Origin of the sequence: Pseudomonas sp. yb_9 (genome assembly GCF_043103635.1) — a bacterium.
Lineage (GTDB): Bacteria > Pseudomonadota > Gammaproteobacteria > Pseudomonadales > Pseudomonadaceae > Aquipseudomonas > Aquipseudomonas monteilii.
Map to the genome: position 1 here is coordinate 44,412 of NZ_JBICKA010000103.1, position 20,424 is coordinate 64,835.

At 64.8% G+C, this 20,424-nt stretch carries 14 protein-coding genes and 1 pseudogene; 8 read left to right on the forward strand and 7 right to left on the reverse strand.

All coding sequences use genetic code 11. From position 1 onward, the window contains the following. Nucleotides 1–11 precede the first annotated feature (11 nt). The 5 genes from ACF8MI_RS25405 (at nucleotide 12) to ACF8MI_RS25425 (ending at nucleotide 8,474) form a co-directional block, all read left to right on the forward strand. Nucleotides 12–824: an NAD(P)-dependent oxidoreductase gene (locus tag ACF8MI_RS25405; protein WP_156866781.1), complete on the forward strand. Its 813-nt coding sequence runs from the start codon at nucleotides 12–14 to the stop codon at nucleotides 822–824. A 27-nt stretch (nucleotides 825–851) separates the two neighbouring features. Then, the gene (locus ACF8MI_RS25410; protein ID WP_156866780.1) at nucleotides 852–2,048 is read left to right on the forward strand and encodes an FAD-binding oxidoreductase; all 1,197 of its coding nucleotides are present in this window, start codon (nucleotides 852–854) and stop codon (nucleotides 2,046–2,048) included. A gap of 25 nt (nucleotides 2,049–2,073) precedes the next feature. Next, nucleotides 2,074–3,759, forward strand: a complete 1,686-nt coding sequence (locus ACF8MI_RS25415; RefSeq protein WP_104835048.1) for a thiamine pyrophosphate-binding protein — start codon at nucleotides 2,074–2,076, stop codon at nucleotides 3,757–3,759. Nucleotides 3,760–3,821: 62 nt separating this feature from the next. Beyond that, nucleotides 3,822–5,270, forward strand: a complete 1,449-nt coding sequence (locus tag ACF8MI_RS25420) for an NAD-dependent succinate-semialdehyde dehydrogenase (protein ID WP_060499245.1) — start codon at nucleotides 3,822–3,824, stop codon at nucleotides 5,268–5,270. Nucleotides 5,271–5,585: 315 nt separating this feature from the next. Continuing rightward, a complete protein-coding gene (locus tag ACF8MI_RS25425; protein WP_200928534.1) occupies nucleotides 5,586–8,474 on the forward strand; it encodes an HD domain-containing phosphohydrolase in 2,889 nt (962 codons plus the stop codon). A gap of 3 nt (nucleotides 8,475–8,477) precedes the next feature. On the opposite strand, the gene ACF8MI_RS25430 is transcribed toward ACF8MI_RS25425, so the two are convergent. From ACF8MI_RS25430 to ACF8MI_RS25455, 6 genes and pseudogenes are all read right to left on the reverse strand, one after another. Then, the gene (locus ACF8MI_RS25430) at nucleotides 8,478–8,564 is read right to left on the reverse strand and encodes a helix-turn-helix domain-containing protein (protein WP_371920925.1); all 87 of its coding nucleotides are present in this window, start codon (nucleotides 8,562–8,564) and stop codon (nucleotides 8,478–8,480) included. Between the two features lie 285 nt (nucleotides 8,565–8,849). Beyond that, nucleotides 8,850–10,268 (reverse strand): annotated as a pseudogene (locus ACF8MI_RS25435) (sigma-54-dependent Fis family transcriptional regulator); the annotation flags it as partial. A gap of 85 nt (nucleotides 10,269–10,353) precedes the next feature. Further along, nucleotides 10,354–11,244 (reverse strand): transporter, encoded by an 891-nt coding sequence (locus ACF8MI_RS25440; protein ID WP_060499243.1) that lies wholly within the window; start codon nucleotides 11,242–11,244, stop codon nucleotides 10,354–10,356. 61 nt (nucleotides 11,245–11,305) lie between these two features. Continuing rightward, on the reverse strand, nucleotides 11,306–12,430 hold the full coding sequence (locus tag ACF8MI_RS25445; RefSeq protein WP_104835041.1) for an NAD(P)-dependent alcohol dehydrogenase: 1,125 nt from the start codon (nucleotides 12,428–12,430) through the stop codon (nucleotides 11,306–11,308). Between the two features lie 18 nt (nucleotides 12,431–12,448). Further along, nucleotides 12,449–13,918 (reverse strand): benzaldehyde dehydrogenase, encoded by a 1,470-nt coding sequence (locus ACF8MI_RS25450; RefSeq protein ID WP_156866776.1) that lies wholly within the window; start codon nucleotides 13,916–13,918, stop codon nucleotides 12,449–12,451. Between the two features lie 425 nt (nucleotides 13,919–14,343). Further along, entirely contained in the window at nucleotides 14,344–16,056 is a 1,713-nt protein-coding gene (locus tag ACF8MI_RS25455; RefSeq protein WP_060499240.1) for an FAD-dependent oxidoreductase, read from the reverse strand. A 196-nt stretch (nucleotides 16,057–16,252) separates the two neighbouring features. Between ACF8MI_RS25455 and ACF8MI_RS25460 the strand changes: the two genes are divergently transcribed. The 3 genes from ACF8MI_RS25460 (at nucleotide 16,253) to ACF8MI_RS25470 (ending at nucleotide 19,066) form a co-directional block, all read left to right on the forward strand. Beyond that, nucleotides 16,253–17,029, forward strand: a complete 777-nt coding sequence (locus ACF8MI_RS25460) for an IclR family transcriptional regulator (RefSeq protein ID WP_060499239.1) — start codon at nucleotides 16,253–16,255, stop codon at nucleotides 17,027–17,029. A gap of 139 nt (nucleotides 17,030–17,168) precedes the next feature. Continuing rightward, nucleotides 17,169–18,221: a Gfo/Idh/MocA family protein gene (locus ACF8MI_RS25465; RefSeq protein WP_082426399.1), complete on the forward strand. Its 1,053-nt coding sequence runs from the start codon at nucleotides 17,169–17,171 to the stop codon at nucleotides 18,219–18,221. 29 nt (nucleotides 18,222–18,250) lie between these two features. Beyond that, nucleotides 18,251–19,066 carry a sugar phosphate isomerase/epimerase gene (locus ACF8MI_RS25470; protein ID WP_104835039.1) on the forward strand — a complete coding sequence of 272 codons (816 nt, stop codon included), beginning with the start codon at nucleotides 18,251–18,253 and terminating at the stop codon, nucleotides 19,064–19,066. Between the two features lie 106 nt (nucleotides 19,067–19,172). Here ACF8MI_RS25470 and ACF8MI_RS25475 read toward each other — a convergent pair. Then, on the reverse strand, nucleotides 19,173–20,424 hold a 1,252-nt coding region (locus ACF8MI_RS25475), incomplete at its 5' end, for an MFS transporter (RefSeq protein WP_392518059.1).

The window sequence follows — 20,424 nt, forward strand, 5'->3', positions numbered from 1 at the left end:
CGAGGTAACACATGAGCAAGCCTTTCAAACGCCTGCTGATCACCGGCGCCGCCGGGCGCCTGGGCAGCGTGCTGCGCAAGCACCTGGCCGCCTTCGCCGATGAGCTGCGCCTGACCGACATCGCCGACATGGGCCAGGCCGCGCCCCATGAACAGTTGGTGCGCTGCGACCTGGCCAATTTCAACGATGTGCTGCCGCTGACCGAAGGCGTCGATGCCATCGTGCATGCTGGTGGCGTGCCGGTGGAGGACACCTTCGAGAAGATCCTCAACGGCAACATTGTCGGCACCTACAACATCTATGAAGCGGCGCGGCGCAACGGTGTGAAGCGTGTGGTGTACACCAGCTCCAATCACGCCATCGGCTTCTATGACCGTACCGAGACCATCGATGCCACCGCCGCGCATCGCCCCGACAGCCTGTATGGCGTCAGCAAGTGCTTTGCCGAAGACCTGGGCCGCTACTACTGGGACAAGTTCGCCATCGAGTCGGTCAACCTGCGCATTGGGTCGTCGTTCCCCGAGCCGCTGGACCGGCGCATGCTCGCCACCTGGCTGTCGTTCGACGACTTTGCCCAGCTCACCGAGCGCTCGTTGTTGGCGCCACGGGTGGGGCACATGATCGTCTACGGCATGTCGGCCAACCGTGAAAGCCTGTGGGACAACCGGCTGGCTTCGTCGATCGGCTACGTACCCAAGGACAGCGCCGACGACTACCGCGACAAGGTCCTGGCCGAGCACCCGCCACTGCACCCGAATGAACCGGCTGCACGCTTCCACGGCGGCAACTTCGCCGGCGCCGGCCATTTCGAAGACCCGAAATAACGCCCACATCAGAAGAGAGCTAATTCCATGGCTTCCACCGCTAAACAACAGAACTACGATGTGGTGATCGTCGGCGGCGCGGTCAACGGCAGCGCCACCGCCTACTTCCTGGGCAACAACCCGGACTTCAAGGGCTCGGTGCTGGTCATCGAGCGCGACTGGACCTACAACAAGTCGGCTACCGCATTGTCCAGCAGCTCCATCCGTCAGCAGTTCTCCAACCCGATCAACATTGAAATCTCCAGGTTCGGCGCCGAGTTCGTGCGCAACTTCCCCGACGTGATGGAGGTGGAGGGCGACCGTCCGGACTTGGCCTTCCACGAGAATGGCTACCTGTTCCTTGGCGACGACAAGGGCTATGAAGTGCTGCGCCGTCTGCACGATACCCAGGTGTCTCACGGCGCGGATGTGCACCTGCTCGACCCCGAGCAGCTCCAGCGCAAGTTTCCCTGGGTGAACATCGACAGCCTTGCTGGCGCCAGTTATGGCCAGAGTGGAGAAGGCTGGTTCGACAGCCTTGGCATGCTCAACGGCTTCCGCCGCAAGGCGCGCTCGATGGGTATCGAGTACATCGAGAACGAGGTGGCGGGTATCCAGCGTGAAGGTGACCGCATTACCGGCGTCCAACTGGCCAGCGGCGAGCGCATCGGCTGCGGCCTGTTGGTGAACTGTGCCGGTACTCGGGGCACCAAGGTCGCGCGCATGGCGGGCTTGGATATTCCGGTCGAGCCACGGCGCCGCTCACTGTTCGTGTTCGACTGCCGCACCCCGCTGGAAGGCACCGTGCCACTGACCATCGATCCCACCGGGGTGTTCTTCCGCCCGGAGGGCAAGTTCTACCTGGGCGGCACGTACCCGAAGAACGACCCGGAAGTGGACTTTGAAGACTTCGACGTGCTGCACGAAGAGTTCGACGAAGAGGTATGGCCGATTCTTGCCGAGCGGGTGCCAGCCTTCGAGGGCATCAAAGTGGTCAACTACTGGGCCGGGCACTACGACTTCTGCGTGCTCGACCACAACGCCATCGTTGGCCCGCATAACGAAGTGAACAACTTCCTGTTCTGCAACGGCTTCAGCGGGCACGGCCTGCAGCAGGCACCGGCCATTGGCCGCGGGCTGTCCGAGCTGATCACCTATGGCGGCTACCGCTCGCTCGACCTGGGCGCGCTGAGCTACCAGCGGGTGATCGACAACAAGCCGTTCCTGGAAGATTCGGTCATCTGACCGCAGCGCCTGAGGGAGAACAACAATGAGCAACTCCGAAGTGAAGCGCAGTGGTGGCCAGGTGCTGGTCGATGCTCTGCGGGTGAATGGTGTCGAGCGTGCGTTCTGTGTACCGGGTGAAAGCTACCTAGCGGTGCTCGATGCACTGCATGATGTGCAAGATGAAATCGACCTCATCGTCTGCCGCCAGGAGGGTGGTGCCGCCTACATGGCCGAGGCCTACGGCAAGTTGACCGGCAAGCCGGGCATCTGCTTTGTCACCCGTGGCCCAGGCGCCACCAACGCCTCGGTGGGTGTGCACACCGCCTTCCAGGACTCCACGCCGATGCTGCTGTTCATTGGCCAGGTGGCCCGCGACCAGATCGAGCGCGAAGCCTTCCAGGAAGTGGATTACCGGCGCATGTTCGGCCAGATGGCCAAGTGGGTTGTGCAGATCGACGATGCCGCACGCATTCCCGAACTGGTCAACCAAGCTTTCCAGCGCGCCATCAGCGGCCGCCCCGGGCCGGTGGTGATCGCCTTGCCGGAAGACATGCTGACGGACTTGGTACAAGTGGCCGATGCCCGCCCGGCCCAGCGTGTCGAAGCTGCCCCGGCGCCGCAGGCGCTGGGCGAACTGCAGGCGCTTCTGGCCAAGGCCCAGCGGCCATTGGTGATTGCCGGTGGCGGTGGCTGGAACGACCAGGCGGTGGCCGACCTGAAGCGCTTCGTGCAGGCGCAGCATTTGCCGCTGGCGGCGTCATTCCGCTGCCAGGACCTGTTCGACAACACCGACCCGCACTATGCCGGCGACCTTGGCCTGGCTGCCGGCCCGGTATTGGTCGATGCAGTGAAGCAATCTGACCTGTTGATCGTGGTAGGCGCACGTCTGGGCGAAATGACCACGGGCGGTTACGCGCTGGTCGACATCCCGACACCGAAACAGGCACTGGTGCACGTGCACGCCAGCGCCGAGGAAATTGGCCGCGTCTACCAACCGACCCTGGGCATCAATGCCGGCCCGGCCAGCTTCCTGAACCAGGCCGCCACCTTGCCCGCCGTGCGCCCGGCGGCGTTCACCGACTGGGTCGCCAGCCTGAACTGCGGCTACCGGGGCAACTTCGAAACCCCGCGTTCGCCGGGTGATGTGCAGATGAGCGAAGTCATCGCCTGGCTGAACAAGACCTTGCCGGCCGATAGCATCCTTACCTGCGGTGCCGGTAACTACACCGGCTGGGTGCACCGTGGCTACCAACACCGTGTATTCCGTACGCTGCTCGGGCCAACCAACGGCTCCATGGGGTACGGCGTGCCGGCAGCAGTAGCAGCCAAGTTGACCTACCCGCAGCGCACGGTAGTGGCGTTTGCCGGCGACGGTTGTTTCCTGATGAATGGCCAGGAGCTGGCCACGGCGGTGCACTACGACGCCCGGGTGATCACGGTGGTGGTCAACAACGGCATGTACGGCACCATCCGCATGCACCAGGAGCGTACTTACCCGGGCCGGGTGTCTGGCACCGAACTGCATAACCCGGACTTTGCCGCCCTGGCGCGCGCCTATGGGCTGCACGGTGAAACGGTCACTCGCACTGAGGACTTCGCCGCCGCTTTCGAGCGTTGCCAGGCGTCCGGCAAGCCGGCGCTGATCGACGTGCAGGTCGACCCTGAAGCCCTGACCCCGCGCATGACCCTCAGCCAGATCCGCGACAAGGCCCTGCAGGCCAAACGCTGATTCACCTCAGGTGGGGTGCGGTCCGGCCCCATCTTTTTCATCCTTCGAACGAGCCAATCGACATGAACCTTGCCGATCGTGATCTGCTGCGTGAAGTTTGCTATATCGATGGACAATGGCTGGCCGCCGACAGCGGCCAGCGCATTGCCGTGACCAACCCGGCCACAGGCGAAGTACTCGGCCATGTGCCGCGCATGGGCACAGATGAGACCCGCCGCGCCATCGCCGCCGCCGAGCGCGCCTTGCCGGTGTGGCGGGCACTGACCGCCAAGGAGCGCGCAGCCCGGCTGCAAGCCTGGTTCCGCGAAATCCTTGCCCATCAGGAAGACCTGGCGCGCATCATGACCGCTGAACAAGGCAAGCCATTGGCCGAATCCCGTGGCGAAATTGCCTTTGCCGCGGCTTATGTGGAGTTTTATGCCGAGGAAGGCAAGCGCATCTATGGCGATGTGATCCCTTCACCGAACCGTGACCGGCGCTTGATCGTGACCAAAGAGCCGATCGGCGTCTGCGCGGCCATCACGCCGTGGAACTTCCCGGCAGCGATGATCACGCGCAAGGCGGCGCCGGCCCTGGCGGCTGGCTGCACGCTGGTGCTCAAGCCCGCTTCGCAAACGCCATTCAGTGCGCTGGCGCTGTGTGTGCTGGCCGAGCGTGCCGGCATTCCGGCGGGTGTCCTCAGCGTGGTCACCGGTGACTCGGCAGCCATCGGCGGCGAGCTGACGGCCAGTCCGACGGTGCGCAAGCTGTCATTCACCGGCTCGACGCCCATCGGCATCCAGTTGTTGCAGCAGTCGGCGGCGACGGTGAAGAAGGTGACCATGGAGCTGGGTGGCAACGCCCCGTTCATCGTGTTCGACGATGCCGACCTGGAAAAGGCGGTGGAAGGTGCGCTGATCGCCAAGTTCCGTAACAGCGGGCAGACCTGCGTGTGCGCCAACCGCTTCTACATCCAGGACGGCATCTACGCGCGTTTCGTGGCGCGGTTTGCCGAACGGGTGGGGGAATTGGTAGTCGGGCAGGGTGATGCGCCTGGCACACAGGTCGGGCCGATGATCGATGGACGTGCGGCCAGTGGTGTCGAGCGGCTGGTGGGCGAGGCTGTGGAGGCCGGAGCGAGGGTGGTGGCGGGTGGGCATCGGCATGCCTTGGGCGAGGCCTTCTTCGAGCCGACCTTGCTGGCGGATGTCACACCGGACATGCGTGTAGCGCGTGAGGAAATCTTCGGGCCGGTAGCGCCGATCTTCCGCTTCAGCAGCGAGGAGGAGGTGATTGCCCAGGCCAATGACACCGAGTTCGGGCTGGCCTGCTACCTGTATGCCCGGGACGTCGGGCGCATCTGGCGCGTGTCCGAAGCGCTGGAGTACGGCATGGTCGGGGTTAACGTCGGTGGGGTGGCGACCGAGGTCGCGCCGTTTGGTGGGGTGAAGGCGTCGGGCTTGGGCCGGGAAGGCTCGCGTTACGGGATCGAGGACTACCTGGAGCTCAAGTATGTGTGCCTTGGGCTTTGAATCGTGCCTGAGAGGCTGAGAGCCTCTGCCGGCCATTGCACGGTCTTACCCGCGAAAGGGCCGGCACTGGCGCTGCAAGGTGATGTCGGCGCGCTGGTGATGCTGGAGCAGCGCGCGTCTACCTGACGGGATTATGACCCGCCACGTTATTTTTTTCTGCCAAACCGGCAGAACCCCCAGCCGCACTCTACACTCCTGTCAAGATGGGCCAGGGCTATTGGCCACCATTCGGCCCATCTCGCTGCCTGCGAATGGCTTCGGCCCGCATGATCGTCCTGGCTGCTCCCTCAATTTGCCTCACATGGAGTACCTGGGATGGGCTGCGTGTCGACGGGTCGTGATACCGGGAGGACCTGGCGTGGCATTTCACTGCAATGGCTGGTGGCGCTGGCCATCGTGCTGGGCATGCTGTTGCTGGGTGCCGCGCTGGCCTGGCAGGGCTATCGCGGTATCCGCCAGACCCTGGTGGCCGCCGCCGGCGATACAGCCCAGCAGGTGGGCAAGACTATCGACGAGCGCGCCCGGCGCCTGATCGACCCGGTGCAAAGCAGCATCCGCCTGCTGGCTCACAACCCTGCTGCGCATACCCAGGCGCAGCGCCTGGAACGGCTGCCGCAACTGGTCGAAACGCTGAATGCCAACCGCATGCTCAGTGCCGCCTACATGGGCTACCCCAGCGGCGATTTCCTGTTGGTGCGCCGGCTGCGTGACCCGCAGTTGCTGCAGCGCTTCGCCGCGCCGCCGGGCACGGCGTTTCTGGTGCAGCGTGTCAGCCGTGGCGAGGGCGGGGTAGTGCAGGGCGAGTGGCGCTACTACGACCAGGCGTTGAACCTGTTGCAGGCCCAGGCCAAACCCGAATACCGCTACGACCCGCGTACACGCCCGTGGTTTGCCGAAGCCAGTGCGCAGCCCGCCACTGTGCTGACGCCGCCGTACGTGTTCTTCACTACCCGTGAAATCGGCCTGACCCTGGCACAGCGCAGCGTTGACGGAGAAACGGTGATAGGCATGGATGTTTCGGTCAACGACCTGGCCAGCGAAACCCAGGGCTTGCGCATCACCCCCGGCACCGAAATTGCCGTGCTCGACGACCAGGGCAATGTTGTGGCCTACCCGGACTTGCAGCGGGTGATCGTGCGTGAAGGGCAGGGCGTGCGCCTGTCGCGCATCAGCGAGCTGAACATTGCAAGCCTGCAGCACCTGTACGCTGACCTGCCGTCAGGCACGCAGGCACAGCCGTATCAGGTGGACGGCCAGACCTGGTATGGCATGCGCATTCCGCTGACCAGCCTGGCCGGGCAGGATCTGCAGGTGTTGATTGCCGTGCCAGGCCATGAACTGCTGGCCGGTGCGCGCCAGGTGTTGTTCGAGCAGCTGCTCTGGACCTTGGCGTTGATGGCCGTGCTGCTGGTACTTGGCGGTGTGCTCGGCCGGCGTATCGTCCGCCCGCTGAAGGTGCTGGCTGAACAGGTGCAGGGCTTGGCCAACTTTGATTTCAGCCGCGAAGTGGGGGTGAAATCGCAGGTGTCCGAAGTACGAGAACTGAGCCATGTATTGAGCCGCATGGCCGGCACCATTCGCGGTTTCCAGGCCATTACCCTCACGCTCAGCCGCGAGCGTGACCTGGCGCGTATGCTCGACGGTGTTCTGGCTCACCTGGTGCACGCTGCCGGTGTCGAGGCCGGTGTGGTGTATTTGTTCGACGCCGAGCACGCGCTGCTGCGCCTGGCCGCCGCCTGCCGGGGTGAGCAGTACCCCGGCGAGCTTGCCGTGGATGAGGGCGCCCGGCGCACGCTGGCCGCAGCGGTGACGCAGGCCCTCGGCCTGGACGAGCGCAGCCAGGCCGTGGTGCTGAAAGACCGTAGCCAGGCGCTGCTGGGCATTCTGGTGCTGCAACTGGATGAAGCGCAGGCGCGCGACCAGCTGGGCCAACCGTTCCGGCAATTTGTCGAAGAGCTATCTGGCGTGGCGGCAGTGGCCATCGAGACACGCCAGCTGGCCGAAGCCCAGCAACGCCTGATGGATGCCATGATCAAGTTGCTGGCTGACGCCATCGATGCCAAAAGCCCCTACACCGGTGGCCACTGCGAGCGTGTGCCGCAACTGGCGCAGATGCTGCTGGACCAGGTGGTGGCCGCCGACAGCGGCCCCTATGCCAGCTTCAGCATGACTGAAGCCGAACGCTACGAATTTCGCGTAGCGGCCTGGCTGCACGACTGCGGCAAGGTCACCAGCCCGGAGTACGTGGTGGACAAGGCGACCAAGCTGGAGACCCTGTACAACCGTATCCATGAAATACGCATGCGGTTTGAAGTGCTGTGGCGTGATGCCGAACTGGCCTACTGGCAAGGCCTGGCCAGCGGCGCCGACCCGAAGGTGCTGCAAACCGCGCTAGCCCAGAGCCAGGCCCGGCTGCAGGATGACTTCGCCTTTGTCGCCCAGGCTAACATCGGCGGCGAGTTCATGCAGGATGCCGATATCGAACGCCTGCAGCAGATCAGCCAGCAGCGCTGGCGGCGCCACTTCGACAACCGCCTGGGTATCTCCCGCGATGAGGCGCAGCGCTATTCCGGCGTGCCGCAACCCGCGCTGCCGGTAGACGAACCGCTGCTGGCCGACCGCCCCGAGCATCGGGTGCCCTGGGGCGAACGCAAGCCCCCGGTGACCAAGGGCGACCCGTACAACCGATGGGGCTTCGACATGCGCCTGCCAGCCCACGCCAGCAACCACGGCGAGCTGTATAACCTGTCGATCCGGCGCGGCACGCTGAATGACGAGGAGCGTTTCAAGATCAACGAGCACATCGTGCAAACCATCATCATGCTCAGCTCGCTGCCGTTTCCGCGTCAGATGAGACGCGTACCGGCCATCGCCGGCAACCACCATGAAAAGCTGGATGGCAGCGGCTACCCACGCCGGCTGGGTGAGCATGACCTGGGCATTGCCGAGCGGGTAATGGCCATTGCCGACATATTTGAAGCACTGACGGCGGCCGACCGGCCTTACAAGCCGCCGAAGACGTTGTCCGAATCGGTGAAGATCCTGGTGTTCATGGCCCGTGACCGGCACATCGACGGGCAACTGCTGGCGCTGTTCCTCAGCAGCGGGGTGTACCGCCAGTATGCCGAGCGGTTCCTGCGTGCCGAGCAGATCGACGAGGTGGATGTGCCGTACTGGCTGGCGCAGATGCGCTGCCCGGCCTGAGTGCTAGCGCGAACCCAGGCGCTTGTACAAGGTGGTACGGGAAATACCCAGCGCCTTGGCGGCAGCACTGACATTGCCCTCATGGGCCAGCAAAGCGCGCTCGATCACGTCGTGGGTGGCGTCTGAAAGCGAGCGCGGCGGCGCGACCGGCTGGCCTTGCAGGTCTTCTGGCAGGTGCTGCACGCCTATGCTGGGCTCACCCGCGGCCAGCACCCCGACCAGCCGCGCCACGTTCTCCAGTTGCCGCAGGTTGCCCGGCCAGTGGTAGGCCAGCAGCCGGCGCCTGGCCTCGGCCTGCAGCGGCGCAAAGCCCGGACGCTGGAAGAAGGCTTCGATCAGTTGTTGTTTATCCAAGCGCTGCTCCAGACCGGGCAGGCTGACACGCAGGCCGTCCAGGCGGTAGAACAGGTCTTCGCGAAAACCACCGTTGGCTACCAGCGCGCCAAGGTCTTTGTGTGTGGCTGCGACAATGTGGGCGTTGAAGGGCGATGCTGTGGTGCTGCCAATGCGGGTGACCTGCCGTTCCTGCAGTGCCCGCAGCAACCGGCTTTGCAGGGCCAGCGGCATGTCGCCAATTTCGTCGAGCAGCAGGATCCCGTCCCCGGCCGACTCCAGCAGGCCCATGGCACCGCCTTTGCGGGCGCCTGTGAAGCTGCCTTCGGTATAGCCGAACAGCTCAGCTTCGATCAGGCTTTCGGGCAGGGCCGCGCAGTTGATCGCAACGAACGGGGCCTGAGGGCAGCAGTGGGCATGCAGGGCTTTGGCGAACACTTCCTTGCCGCAACCGGTTGGCCCGGTGATCAGCACCGGCAAGTTACCGGTCACGGCCTTGCAGGCGTCTTCGAAGCGGGCATTAACCCGCCGATCGCTGCCCAGCGGCGTGTGGCTGGGCCGAAGTGGCCGAGTTTTGGCCGCAGGTTGCGCCAACAGCCGACCATACAGGCGTGAGCCATCGGCCAGGGCCAGCAACTGCGGCGAACCGTCGAGGCCGTTGTGGCCGGGGCGGTCAAACAGGTGCTCCAGGGTCAGCCCCTCAGGGCGGTAGTCGGGTACCCCCAGCAATTGTTGCGCGGCGCGGTTGGCCGCGTACACCGTGCCATCGTCTTGCACGGCCAGCAACGCCTGCAGCGGCGAGCCAAGCAGCCTGGGGTCGTGTTGCAGTTCCAGGATGCGGCAGCCCGGCAACGCGTGGAAAAAGTTGTTCTCGGTGGCCAGCGCCGCATGCTTGAGGCGTTCGAGCATGGTCCCGGCATTACGGGTGCCGATACCGGTCAGGTCCAGCGCCCCCAGCAACTCGCCATTCACCCCGCGCAGCGGCACGCTGACGCAGAAAAACCGGGCAAACTCCTGCAGGTAATGCTGGTTGCCGGCCACGATGGCCGGCAGGCCGTCCATCAGCGTACAGGCCGGGGCAGTGGTGCCGACGTCCACCTCGCTGACCCTGCGCCCGGCGTGCAGGGCCGACAGCGGGCTGTCGATACCGCCCGGCTTGCGCGTTTGCACAATACGGTTTTCCGGGTTGACGCAAAACAGCATCCAGTGGGAATCGCCAATCAGCTCCCACAAGCGCTCCAGCTCGGGCTGCACGCAGGCGGCCAGCTGGGTGTCTGCGTCGGTCAGTGCCTGCACATCCAGTTGCCCGCGCGCCAGGCGTGGCTGCCAGGGGCTGAGCCCGGCAGCCCTGGAACGCTCCCACGAGCGCTCGATAGGCTCGGGCAGTAGCCCGGCGGGCAATGGCAAACCGTCGGCAAACTGCTGGCGGGCGCTGTGCAGCTGGAGTTGTAGGCGATCCATGGGTACACCTTGTGAGGGTTGACGGCACGCTACTGACTGCGCACGTTGCGCCGCTGCCAGCAGCGCGTCAAGGCTGGCGGGCCAATCAGAACAGCAACAGCGCTCGCAGGTTGACCCCGGTGTCTTCCTGGAAACCGCCGATCACGCGGGTGTCGTGGGTCAGCTGGCCGCTCAGTTGTACGGTCTTGCCGACCATCTGCTGGAACTCCAGGCGCACTTGCTGCACTTCGGTCTTCTGCCCGGTGTAGTCGCCTGACAGGTGCTGCTTGCCACCCTCGCTGGCTGAGAAGCCCAAGGCCAGGCGCTGGGCCGGGTTGAAGTCATAGCGCAGGTTGGTCTGCAGCTGATAGGTCGGGTTTTGGCGCAAGGTCTGGCTGCCGCTGCCGGCCTTGTCATTGCTGCCGTAGAGCACGGCATCGGCATACCACTCCATCGACCAGCGGCCCCACAGCGGCTCCACCCAGCCCAGTTGCAGGTCGCCTTTCCAGCGGTTTTCGCCCAGGTTCACACCGGCGTCGCGGTCATACTGCCCCCATGGCAGGTACAGCAGCGGGGTGATGCCGAAGTAGCGGCCACTGGCACCCACACCCGGCTGGTTCACCAGCCAGAACGTGGCGCCGATGATCGGGTCGGCCATGCCGCTGTTGCTGCCCAGCGGCTGCCCGCCCACCTTCACGTCGTAGACATGGCCGAAGGGCAGGAGTATTTGCGGGTCTACCGTTATGCCGCCGATTTCGGTGAAGTGAATCAGGCGCAGGATGCTGATGTTGGCGCGCAGGCGGGTGTTGTGTGTGGCGTCGGGCGCGCCGTCGCCCTTGAAGCGGTCGGCGCGGCTGAACTGCTGGTACCAGGCGGCGACGTTGGTACCTGGCGGCAGCGCGGTGTAGTCACCGGCATTCACATCTACGGCCAAGGCTTTGGCCGAAACCAGCGCGCAGGCCAGCGCGCCCCAGGCAGGGCTGGAGAGTCGTGTCATGTCAGGGTTTCCCTTGTTCTTGTTATGGGGTGAGGGCAGCGCGTGGCTGCCCCCTGAGGGTTTATTTCTGGATGCGGATGATCGGCTTGAGGGTCAGGCCTTTCTCGCTGTCCTCGGCGGCCTGGTTGATCTGCTCGAAGTCGTAGAAGCGCACCAGCTTGTCGAAGGCGAAGCGGCCTTGCAGGTACAGGTTGACCAGCTCGGGGATGAACTTCTTCGGCACGCTGTCACCCTCAACGATGCCGCGGATGACCTTGCCGCCCAGCAACAGGTCGTTGACGTCGAATTGCGCGGTGGTGCCCAGCGGCGGTGCGCCCACCACCCCCAGCGCGCCCCGGCTGCCAAGGGCATCCACGGCCTGGCGCAGCACTTCCGGGCGCCCGGTGGACTCCAGTGCAAATTGCACACCGCCACCGGTGATTTCACGGATGGCGGCGACCGGGTCGGCCTCGCGGCTGTTGACCACATGGGTGGCGCCCAACTCCAGCGCCAGGGCCAGGCGCGAAGGCACCACGTCGACCGCGATGATGGTGGCGGCGCCTGCCACTTGTGCGGCCAGCACGGCCGAAAGGCCTACCGCACCACCGCCAAAAGCGGCAAAGGCGCTGCCGGGCGTGACTTTCAGCGAATTGATCACCGCACCTGCACCGGTCTGGATGCCGCAGCCCAGCGGGCCGAGTAGCTCGATGGGGGCTTCCTTGGGCACGCGTACGGTGTTGTTCTCACGCCCCAGTGCGTAGGTGGCGAACGACGACTGGGCGAAGAAGTGGTCATTCAGGGCGTGGCCCTGTTCGTCCTGCAGGGCATGCTCGCCTTCGGGGCCGGCGCCACTGAAGTTGCGCCCGAAAAAGTCCTGGCAGTAGGCCGCCTGGCCGGCGTCGCAGGCCAGGCAGTGGCCGCAGTAGCCGTAGGTCATCACCACATGGTCGCCCACGGCCAGGTTCTGCACCAGCGGGCCAACCGCCTCGACGATACCCGAGCCCTCGTGGCCGAGTACCGCTGGCAGCGGCACGGGGTAATACTGATCGCGCACGATCATGTCGGTGTGGCACATGCCTGTGGCCACGATGCGTACCAGCACCTCGTCACCTTGCGGTGCACGAATGCGTGCCTGCTCCAGCACGAAGGGGGCGCCTTTGCCACGGGTAACGGCAGCCTGAATGGGGCGCATAAGAGGGGGTGTCATTGTTATTGTTCTCCGGGGTTACAGGGGGTAGGCAGGTGCTTCGCCCTTGAGGGTCAGCCATTGCCATTGGGTGAACTCTTCCCAGTTGGCGGCGCCACCGATGCTGGTGCCATTGCCGGATGCACCGACGCCGCCGAAGGGGTTGATGACCTCGTCGTTGACGGTCTGGTCGTTGATGTGCAGCAGCCCGGTGCGCAGTTGCTCGCCCAGGCGCAGGGCACGGCCAGTGTCGCGCGACAAAATGGCAGCGCTCAGGCCGTAGTCGGTGTCGTTGGCCAGGTCCACCGCCTGCGCGTCAGTGTCGAACGGCACCACCACGGCCACGGGGCCGAAGATCTCTTCATGAAACGCCGGGTTGTCACGTTGAACGTCGCTGAGCACGGTCGGCTGGAAGAACAGCCCGTCTGCCGAACCACCGGTTGCCAGCGTCGCACCGGCAGCGTGTGCGGCCTCGACGATACGCAAGGCGTTGTCGCGCTGAGCGGCGTTGATCAGCGGGCCCAGATGAACCTGGCCACTGGCCGGGTCACCCACGGTCAGGCTGCGTGCCTTGGCCACCAGGCGTTCGACGAAGGCGTCATAAATGCCGCGTTGCACCAGTACCCGGCCGGTCGACATGCAGATCTGTCCTTGGTGCAGGTACACCCCCCAGGTAGCGTTGGCGATGGCCAGGTCCAGGTCGGCATCGTCGAGGATGATCAGCGAGTTCTTGCCACCGAGTTCCAGCGAGACCTTTTTCAGGTGGCGCCCGGCGGCCTCGCCAACCTTGCGGCCGGCTGCGGTAGAGCCGGTGAACTGGATCATTGCCACGCTGGGTGACGCGGTAAGTGCAGCACCGGCTTCTGCGCCGCCCGGCAGCACATGCAGCACGCCCGCCGGCAAACCGGCCAGCTCGAAAATGCGGGCAATGACATGGCCGCCACACACAGCGGTGCGCGGGTCGGGCTTGAGCACGACCGCATTGCCCGTGGCCAGTGCCGGGGCAACCGCGCGCATGGCCAGGTACAGCGGGAAATTGAACGGCGAAATCACCCCGATCACACCTAACGGACGGCGCCGGGCGATGCTCAGGCGGCCGGCGCTGGACGGCAGTACTTCGCCCTGGCTGCGCGAGGGCAGGGCACAGGCTTCGTGCAGCGACTTGAGGGTGATGGACGCTTCAAAGCCGGCCTTGGCCTGAGTGGAGCCGCTTTCACGGACGATCCAGTCGGCGATTTCGGCCTGGTACTGCTCGGCGATGGCGGCGGCCTTGCGCAGGACTTTGGCGCGTTCATCGTAGGGCAGGGCATACCAGCCGCGCTGGGCCGTGGCGGCCACGCGGGCACTTTGCTCTACCTGCCTGGCCCCGGCGTTGGCCAAGGTACCCAGTGCCTGGCCATTGCCGGGTGAGGTGATTGCGGTAGCGGGCAGTTCGCCGGGTACCCAGGTACCGGTGAACAGCCGCTCATTCCAGAGTTCGTTGGGCAGTAAGGTATTCACGCAAAGCATCCTGTGTGTTGTTGTGTTCACGGATGCTTGTTGCAGGGGGCATGCCAACGCGGTGCGGGTGCAAAATGCCGGGCTTGTGGTGGGGGGGGGGTTCACATACTGAACACATGCCGGTTTTTCGGGTGTTCATTTGCTGGACACAGCGCTTTACGCCTTAAGGTTTGAAGTGTCTGCGAGACCGAGCGCCGTCCGCACGGCGCATCGCGATCTGTGCTCGCTCCTACGTTTGTTTCGGGCCAATTAATTCTGTGTTTTTGCGCGCGAACACCTTGGCGCATGGCGATGTAGCGCCGATAAACAAGGCGGTCGCGCGCGTCTGCCATAGGCGTAACTGGCCCGAAACAAACGTAGGAGCGAGCACAGATCGCGATGCGCCGCGCGGGCGGCGCTCGATCTGATGGCCGGCTCAAACCTTTCGGCGTACCTCACTCATACGCCTGCACCCCGGCAATGTGCCGGCCGGCCACATAGCCAAAGGTCAGCGCTGGCCCCAGGTTGATGCCGCCCGACGGGTACCAGCCACCAAACACGCTGGCCATGTCGGTACCCGCCGCATACAGGCCTGTGATGGGTTGCCCGGCTTCATCCAGCACCCGGGCACTGCCGTCGGTGCGCAACCCGGCAAAGGTACCAAAGCAGCCAGGCTGCACCTTCACCGCATAGAACGGCCCGTGTTCGATGGGCGCCACACACGGGTTGGGGCCCTTGTGCTGTGGGTCGCCCTGTTTGCGGTTGAACGGCGTGGAGCCACGGCCAAATGCCGGGTCCTGGCCATTTCGTGCATGTTTGTTGAAGTCGCTGACCGTGGCGCGCAACCCGGCCGGCTCAATGCCACAGGCGTCCGCCAGCGCTTCAAGCGTGACACCCCGCTTGAGATAACCGCTGCGCACATGCGGCCACACCGGCAGCGGTGCCGGGCGGGCATGGCCCAGGCCAAATCGGCGCAAGAAGCGATGATCGCACACCAGCCACGAGCACACTTCTTCACCCTGCGGCACTGCCGCGACCATGGCCGACACATAGTCGTAATAGCCATGCGCTTCATTGACAAAGCGCTTGCCGTTGGCCAGCACGCCGATGATGCCCGGCTTGCCGCGCTCGATGATGTGCGGGAAGTGGCCGATGCTGCCATCGCGGTGCGGCACGCGCGAAACCGGCGCCCAGGCCACCGGCGATTTCAGGTCGGTGGCCACCACGCCGCCGGCCGCCTCGCCAAGGCGCAGCCCGTCACCGGAACACCCCTGTGGCGGCAGGGCCAGGTTGTCGTGGCCGCTGGCATCGCGCGGGAACAGCTGCTGGCGCCGGGCGCTGTCGTTGGGGAAGCCACCTGCTGCAAGCACTACTGCCTTGGCACGGATCTGCCGCTCGCCCTGCGGTGTGGCCACCCGAGCCCCGCACACCCGGCCATCCTCGACCAGCAGGCTTTTGGCCGGCGCCGACTCCTGCAGGTGCACACCCAGGTCCTGTGCCGATTTGGCCAGCCGCGCCACCAGTGCCACGCCGTTGACCAGGTGCATCGCCCGACCATACCGCGCCAGGTGATACAGGTGGCGGCCAAATCGCTTGCACACGTGCAACAGTGCCTTGGGCGAACGGGTCATGTTGAGGAAGGCTGCTAGGTCGGCACCGGCCATGATCGGCATGCCCATGAACGAGGTTTCGCGCAGGGTCTTGCGCAGGCGTGGCAGCAAGGCACCTACCTCGCGGGCATCATAAGGTGCGGCGATCACCTGGTGCCCGCCCTGGGCTGCGCCCGGTGTGTCGCCATGCATGTCCGGGATGCCGTTGCCATCGGCAAACTGCAACGCCGTATGCTTCTCGAAAAACGCCACCATGTGCGGGCAAGCCTCAAGAAAGGCATCGACGCGCTCGGCGTTGTAGTGCGTCCCCAGTTCATGGCGCAGGTAAGTTCGCGGCTGCTCGATGTCCTCCACGATGCCGGCCCGCTGTGCCAGCGGGTTACGTGGCACCCACGCCCAGCCGCCGGACCAGGCGGTGGCACCGCCAAACACGGGCTCCTTCTCTACCACGATCACCCTCTGCCCATGCCAGGCCGCCGTCACGGCCGCAGCCAGCCCGGCGGCGCCGGAGCCTATGACCAGTACATCGTATTCGGTATCCAGAGCAGCTGAGGGCATCGCGGCATTCCTGTATTTTTATTAGAACAAGGTTCCATATTTTTATCAGCAGCGCCTTTACCCGCAAGGGCGTGGCAGCCCGGGCAGGCAACAACTGGGCGATAACCGGACACTTCAGCGCGACTTCGCTGCGGCCGCTATCGCTCATATGGAATCATCTTCTAGAATCCGCAAAAAAAATCAGGGACCTGTAGTCATGGCTGGTAGTCAGATCGAACGCGCCTTCAGTCTTGTAGAAACCCTTACCGGCGAACCCCGGGGGCTGCCGTTGCAAACCCTGGCCGAGCGCCTGGACATTCCCAAAAGCGCCGCCCACCGCATGCTCACCGAGCTGGTGCGGCTGGGCTACGTGCGGCAGAACCGCGACAACAGCCGTTACCAACTGTCGGCCAAACTGGTGGCCTTGGGGTTTCGCTACCTGTCGAGCAACGGTGCCGACATAATCCAGCCGATTCTCGACCGCCTGGCCCAGGACAGCGGTGAGCTGGTGCGCCTTGGCGTGATCGACGGTGCCCGCCAGACCTGGATCGCCAAGTCTCAGGGCGCCCGTTCCGGGCTGCGCTACGACCCGGACATGGGCCGCGATGCGCCGCTGTTCTACACCGCGTCCGGGCATGCCTGGCTGGCCAGCCTGGACGATGAGCAGGCGCTGCAGATGGTGTTGCGCCAAGGTATTGCCGACCCTGCGCAGTTCGGCCCCAACGCACCGCGCTCCACCGACGAGCTGCTCGCCTACCTGCACCGTGCCCGCGAGCGTGGTTATGCCTGGGTCGAGGAAACCTCGGCCATCGGCACCTCGGCCCTGGCTGCCGTGGTGCGCCGCCCGCACACTGACGAGGTGATCGGCGTATTGAGCATTGCCGGGCCCAGTGCACGGATGGCGCAAAGCCGCCTGGCAGAGCTGGCGCCGCTACTGCTGGCTGCTGCACAAGAGCTGTCGGCGGCCAGCCGGGCAAGCGAATTGTTTGCCTGACGCGCATTTCCGGTCGATTACCGAACAGCTTGTCCTGCGGGTTCTTCTGAAAAGCTGAACTTGGTTCTAAATTGTGTTGTATGAATTGTGGAATCGAATTCCATAATTCATACAACAACAATGACAAGAGGACAGGCTGTTGAACGCACCCCTTCGTATTGCCTTGATCGGCGCCGGCATCATGGGCCGCCAGCACTATCAGCACTTGCGCAATGTGCCACACGCCCAGCTGTGTGCGGTGGCCGACCCCGGCCCGCAGGCCGAGGCTTTTGCCGCCGAATGCGGCGTGCCCTGTTTTGCCGACCACCGGCAGATGCTGGAGCGCGCACGCCCCGAGGCAGTAATTGTCGCCAACCCGAACAACCTGCATGTGGCGACCGCCCTGGATTGCGTCGAAGCCGGCGTGCCGGTGCTGGTCGAAAAACCGGTGGGCGTGCACCTGGATGAGGTTCGCGCATTGGTGGAAGCATCGCGCCGTTGTGGCGTACCCGTATTGGTCGGCCATCACCGGCGGCACAACCCGCTGATCGCCAAGGCCCATCAGGTGATTGCCGACGGCAAGCTGGGCCGGTTGATCAATGTCACCGCGCTGTGGCAGCTGCAAAAACCCGACAGCTATTTCGAAACCCCATGGCGCCGCGAACCGGGCGCCGGCTTCCTGCTGACCAACCTGATCCACGACCTCGACCTGCTGCGCCATCTGTGCGGCGAGGTGGTACAGGTGCAGGCATTCACCCGTAACGATGTACGTGGGTTTGCCAACGAAGACAGCGCGGCGGTGCTGCTGCAGTTCGCCAACGGCGCACTGGGTAGCCTGACCGGCTCCGACGCGGTGGCGGCGCCGTGGAGCTGGGAGCTGGACGCTGGCGAAAGCCCGGTGTATCCGCGTCAGGATGGCCAGCCGTGCTACCTGCTGGCCGGCACTCAAGGGGCGCTGAGCATTCCCCAGCTCAAGCGCTGGCACTACGCCGAGGCGGGCTCGGGCTGGCACACACCGCTGCTTCAAAGCGAGGAGAGCATTCCCGCCGGCGAGGCCTTGACCCTGCAGTTGCAGCACTTCGTGCGGGTTGCCCGGGGCGAACAGGCACCGCTGATCGATGCCGCCGACGGTGGCCGCACGCTGGCGCTGATCGAAGCGATCCGCCAGGCGGCGGAAACGGGCCGGGCCTGCGCGCCCGAGCACATCGCCTGACGCAACCTCTACGCTTTTGGTGACGATAAATGACTGACCGTATTTTCTCCCTTGCCGCCCTGACGGTACTCGAACTGTCCCCGCCAGAAATGGTCGAGGCGGCAGCCCGTGCCGGTTATAGCCACGTTGGCCTGCGCCTGGTGCCCGCCACCGAGCAGGAGCAGCACTTCCCGCTGGTGGCTGATGCCGAGTTGCGCCGGCAGACCCAGGCGCGCCTGCGTGACACCGGCATCAAGGTGCTCGACCTGGAAATCCTGCGCCTGAAGCCGGGGACCTGTGTGGCTGATTTCGAACCGATTCTTGCGGTGGGCGCCGAACTGGGTGGCACTGAACTGCTGGTGGCTGGCAACGACCCCGATGAAGCACGCCTGACCGAGCGTTTTGCAGCCCTGTGTGAGCTGGCGGCGGGCTATGGCATTCACCCGCACCTGGAATTCATGCCTTGGACCGACGTACGTGACCTGCGCCAGGCCATGCGGGTGGTAGCCAACGCCGACCGCGCCAACGGCTGTGTGCTGGTGGACGCGTTCCATTTCAACCGCTCCCGGTCTTCACTGGGCGACCTGGCGCAACTGGCGCCGCAGCGCATGCGCTATGCCCAGCTGTGCGACGTTGCCGGCCCGGTACCGGCCGACATGGACGAGATCCTGCGCCAGGCACGTAACGAGCGACGCTTCCCGGGCGAGGGTGATGCCGACCTTGCAGGCTTGCTGCGCGCCTTGCCGTCGAACGTACCGCTAAGCCTGGAAATTCCCACGCGGCAGTTGCTGGAACAAGGCATCAGCGGCGAACAGCGCGCGCGTATGGCGCTGGAGAAGGCCAAGGCTGTGTTGGCCACAGTCTGACTTCGATCAGGCGGCGCGCTCACACCGACGGCGCGCTGTCATGGCCTGATCACCAGACCAAAAAAAGGGCCCGCAAGGGCCCCGTAGAGGAAAGTGACTAGCGCACTCAGGCGCTTTCGACCTTGCGCGGTGCCATGAAGTACATCCACACCAGCGCCAGGAAGTACATGGCCGGAATCATGGTAAACAGCACGGCATAGTTGTTGTGGGTAGCGGTCAGCACGCTACCGACGATCTGTGTCATGAACATGCCGCCAATTGCCGCACACATGCTGCCAAAGCCGAACACCGTGCTCACCAGGTGCCTTGGCGTGTAGTCCATCACCAGGCTCCAGATATTCGCCGTCCACGCCTGGTGCGCGCCCACGGCCAGCGAGATGGCCGCCACCGCCACCCACAGACCACTGGCGTTGGCGGCAAAGATGACGCTGAGCATGGTGCAGGCAAAGATCAACATGGATACCAGTCGCGCCGTGGTGGCACGCACGCCGCGTCCGATCAGCCACGACGACAGAATGCCGCCGCCGATGCTGCCAAAGTCCGCCGTCAGCCAGATGATGATCAGCGGGATACCCATCTGGGTCACGTTGATGCCCAGGCTGTACTGCTGGTTAAGAAACGGCGGCAGCCAATACAGGTAAAACCAGAACACCGGCGCGGTAATCGCATAGGCCACCGCAAAAGCCCAGGTCCCGCGCAGGCGCAGGATGCGGCTGAACGGCACGCGGGTCGGCTCGGGTTCGTCATCCTGCTGGATGTACTGCACCTCGCTTTGTCGCACGCTGGGGTGGTCTTCAGGGTTGTAGTACTTCAGCAGCCACAGCACCACCCACACCAGGCCCAGGCTGCCCATGGCGATGAATGCGGCCTGCCAGCCCCACACGGCTAGAATCAGCGGTAGCAGGGCCGGGGTAACCATGGCGCCGACGTTGGTGCCGGCGTTGAACAGCCCGGTGGCAATCGCCCGCTCACCCGCCGGGAACCACAGCCGTACAGTCTTGACGCAGGCCGGGTAGTTGGCGGCCTCGGTCAGGCCCAGGATGAAGCGGCAGACCATGAAGCCGGCGGCCGAAGTCGCCAGGCCGTGAGCACCGGTGGCCAGGCTCCACAGCAGCACGGCGAAGAAGAAGGCGCGTTTTACCCCCACCTTGTCGATCAGCCGGCCCTGCAGCAGGAAGCCGATCGCGTAACCGACCTGGAACCAGAAGTTGATGTTGGCGTAGTCCATCGCCGTCCAGCTCATTTCCTTGGCCAGCACGGGTTGCATGATGCCGAGCGCGGCACGGTCGATGTAGTTCAGGGTGGTGGCGAAGAACACCAGGGCAAGCATGCCCCAACGGGTTTTGCCGACGCCGAAC

Bases quoted from the DNA above. Each gene is read 5' to 3' on its own strand.
- ACF8MI_RS25455 (WP_060499240.1), bottom strand. From the start codon at position 16,056: ATGCCCTCAGCTGCTCTGGATACCGAATACGATGTACTGGTCATAGGC.
- ACF8MI_RS25415 (WP_104835048.1), top strand. From the start codon at position 2,074: ATGAGCAACTCCGAAGTGAAGCGCAGTGGTGGCCAGGTGCTGGTCGAT.
- ACF8MI_RS25470 (WP_104835039.1), top strand. From the start codon at position 18,251: ATGACTGACCGTATTTTCTCCCTTGCCGCCCTGACGGTACTCGAACTG.
- ACF8MI_RS25425 (WP_200928534.1), top strand. From the start codon at position 5,586: ATGGGCTGCGTGTCGACGGGTCGTGATACCGGGAGGACCTGGCGTGGC.
- ACF8MI_RS25440 (WP_060499243.1), bottom strand. From the start codon at position 11,244: ATGACACGACTCTCCAGCCCTGCCTGGGGCGCGCTGGCCTGCGCGCTG.
- ACF8MI_RS25410 (WP_156866780.1), top strand. From the start codon at position 852: ATGGCTTCCACCGCTAAACAACAGAACTACGATGTGGTGATCGTCGGC.
- ACF8MI_RS25420 (WP_060499245.1), top strand. From the start codon at position 3,822: ATGAACCTTGCCGATCGTGATCTGCTGCGTGAAGTTTGCTATATCGAT.
- ACF8MI_RS25460 (WP_060499239.1), top strand. From the start codon at position 16,253: ATGGCTGGTAGTCAGATCGAACGCGCCTTCAGTCTTGTAGAAACCCTT.
- ACF8MI_RS25405 (WP_156866781.1), top strand. From the start codon at position 12: ATGAGCAAGCCTTTCAAACGCCTGCTGATCACCGGCGCCGCCGGGCGC.
- ACF8MI_RS25445 (WP_104835041.1), bottom strand. From the start codon at position 12,430: ATGACACCCCCTCTTATGCGCCCCATTCAGGCTGCCGTTACCCGTGGC.
- ACF8MI_RS25450 (WP_156866776.1), bottom strand. From the start codon at position 13,918: ATGCTTTGCGTGAATACCTTACTGCCCAACGAACTCTGGAATGAGCGG.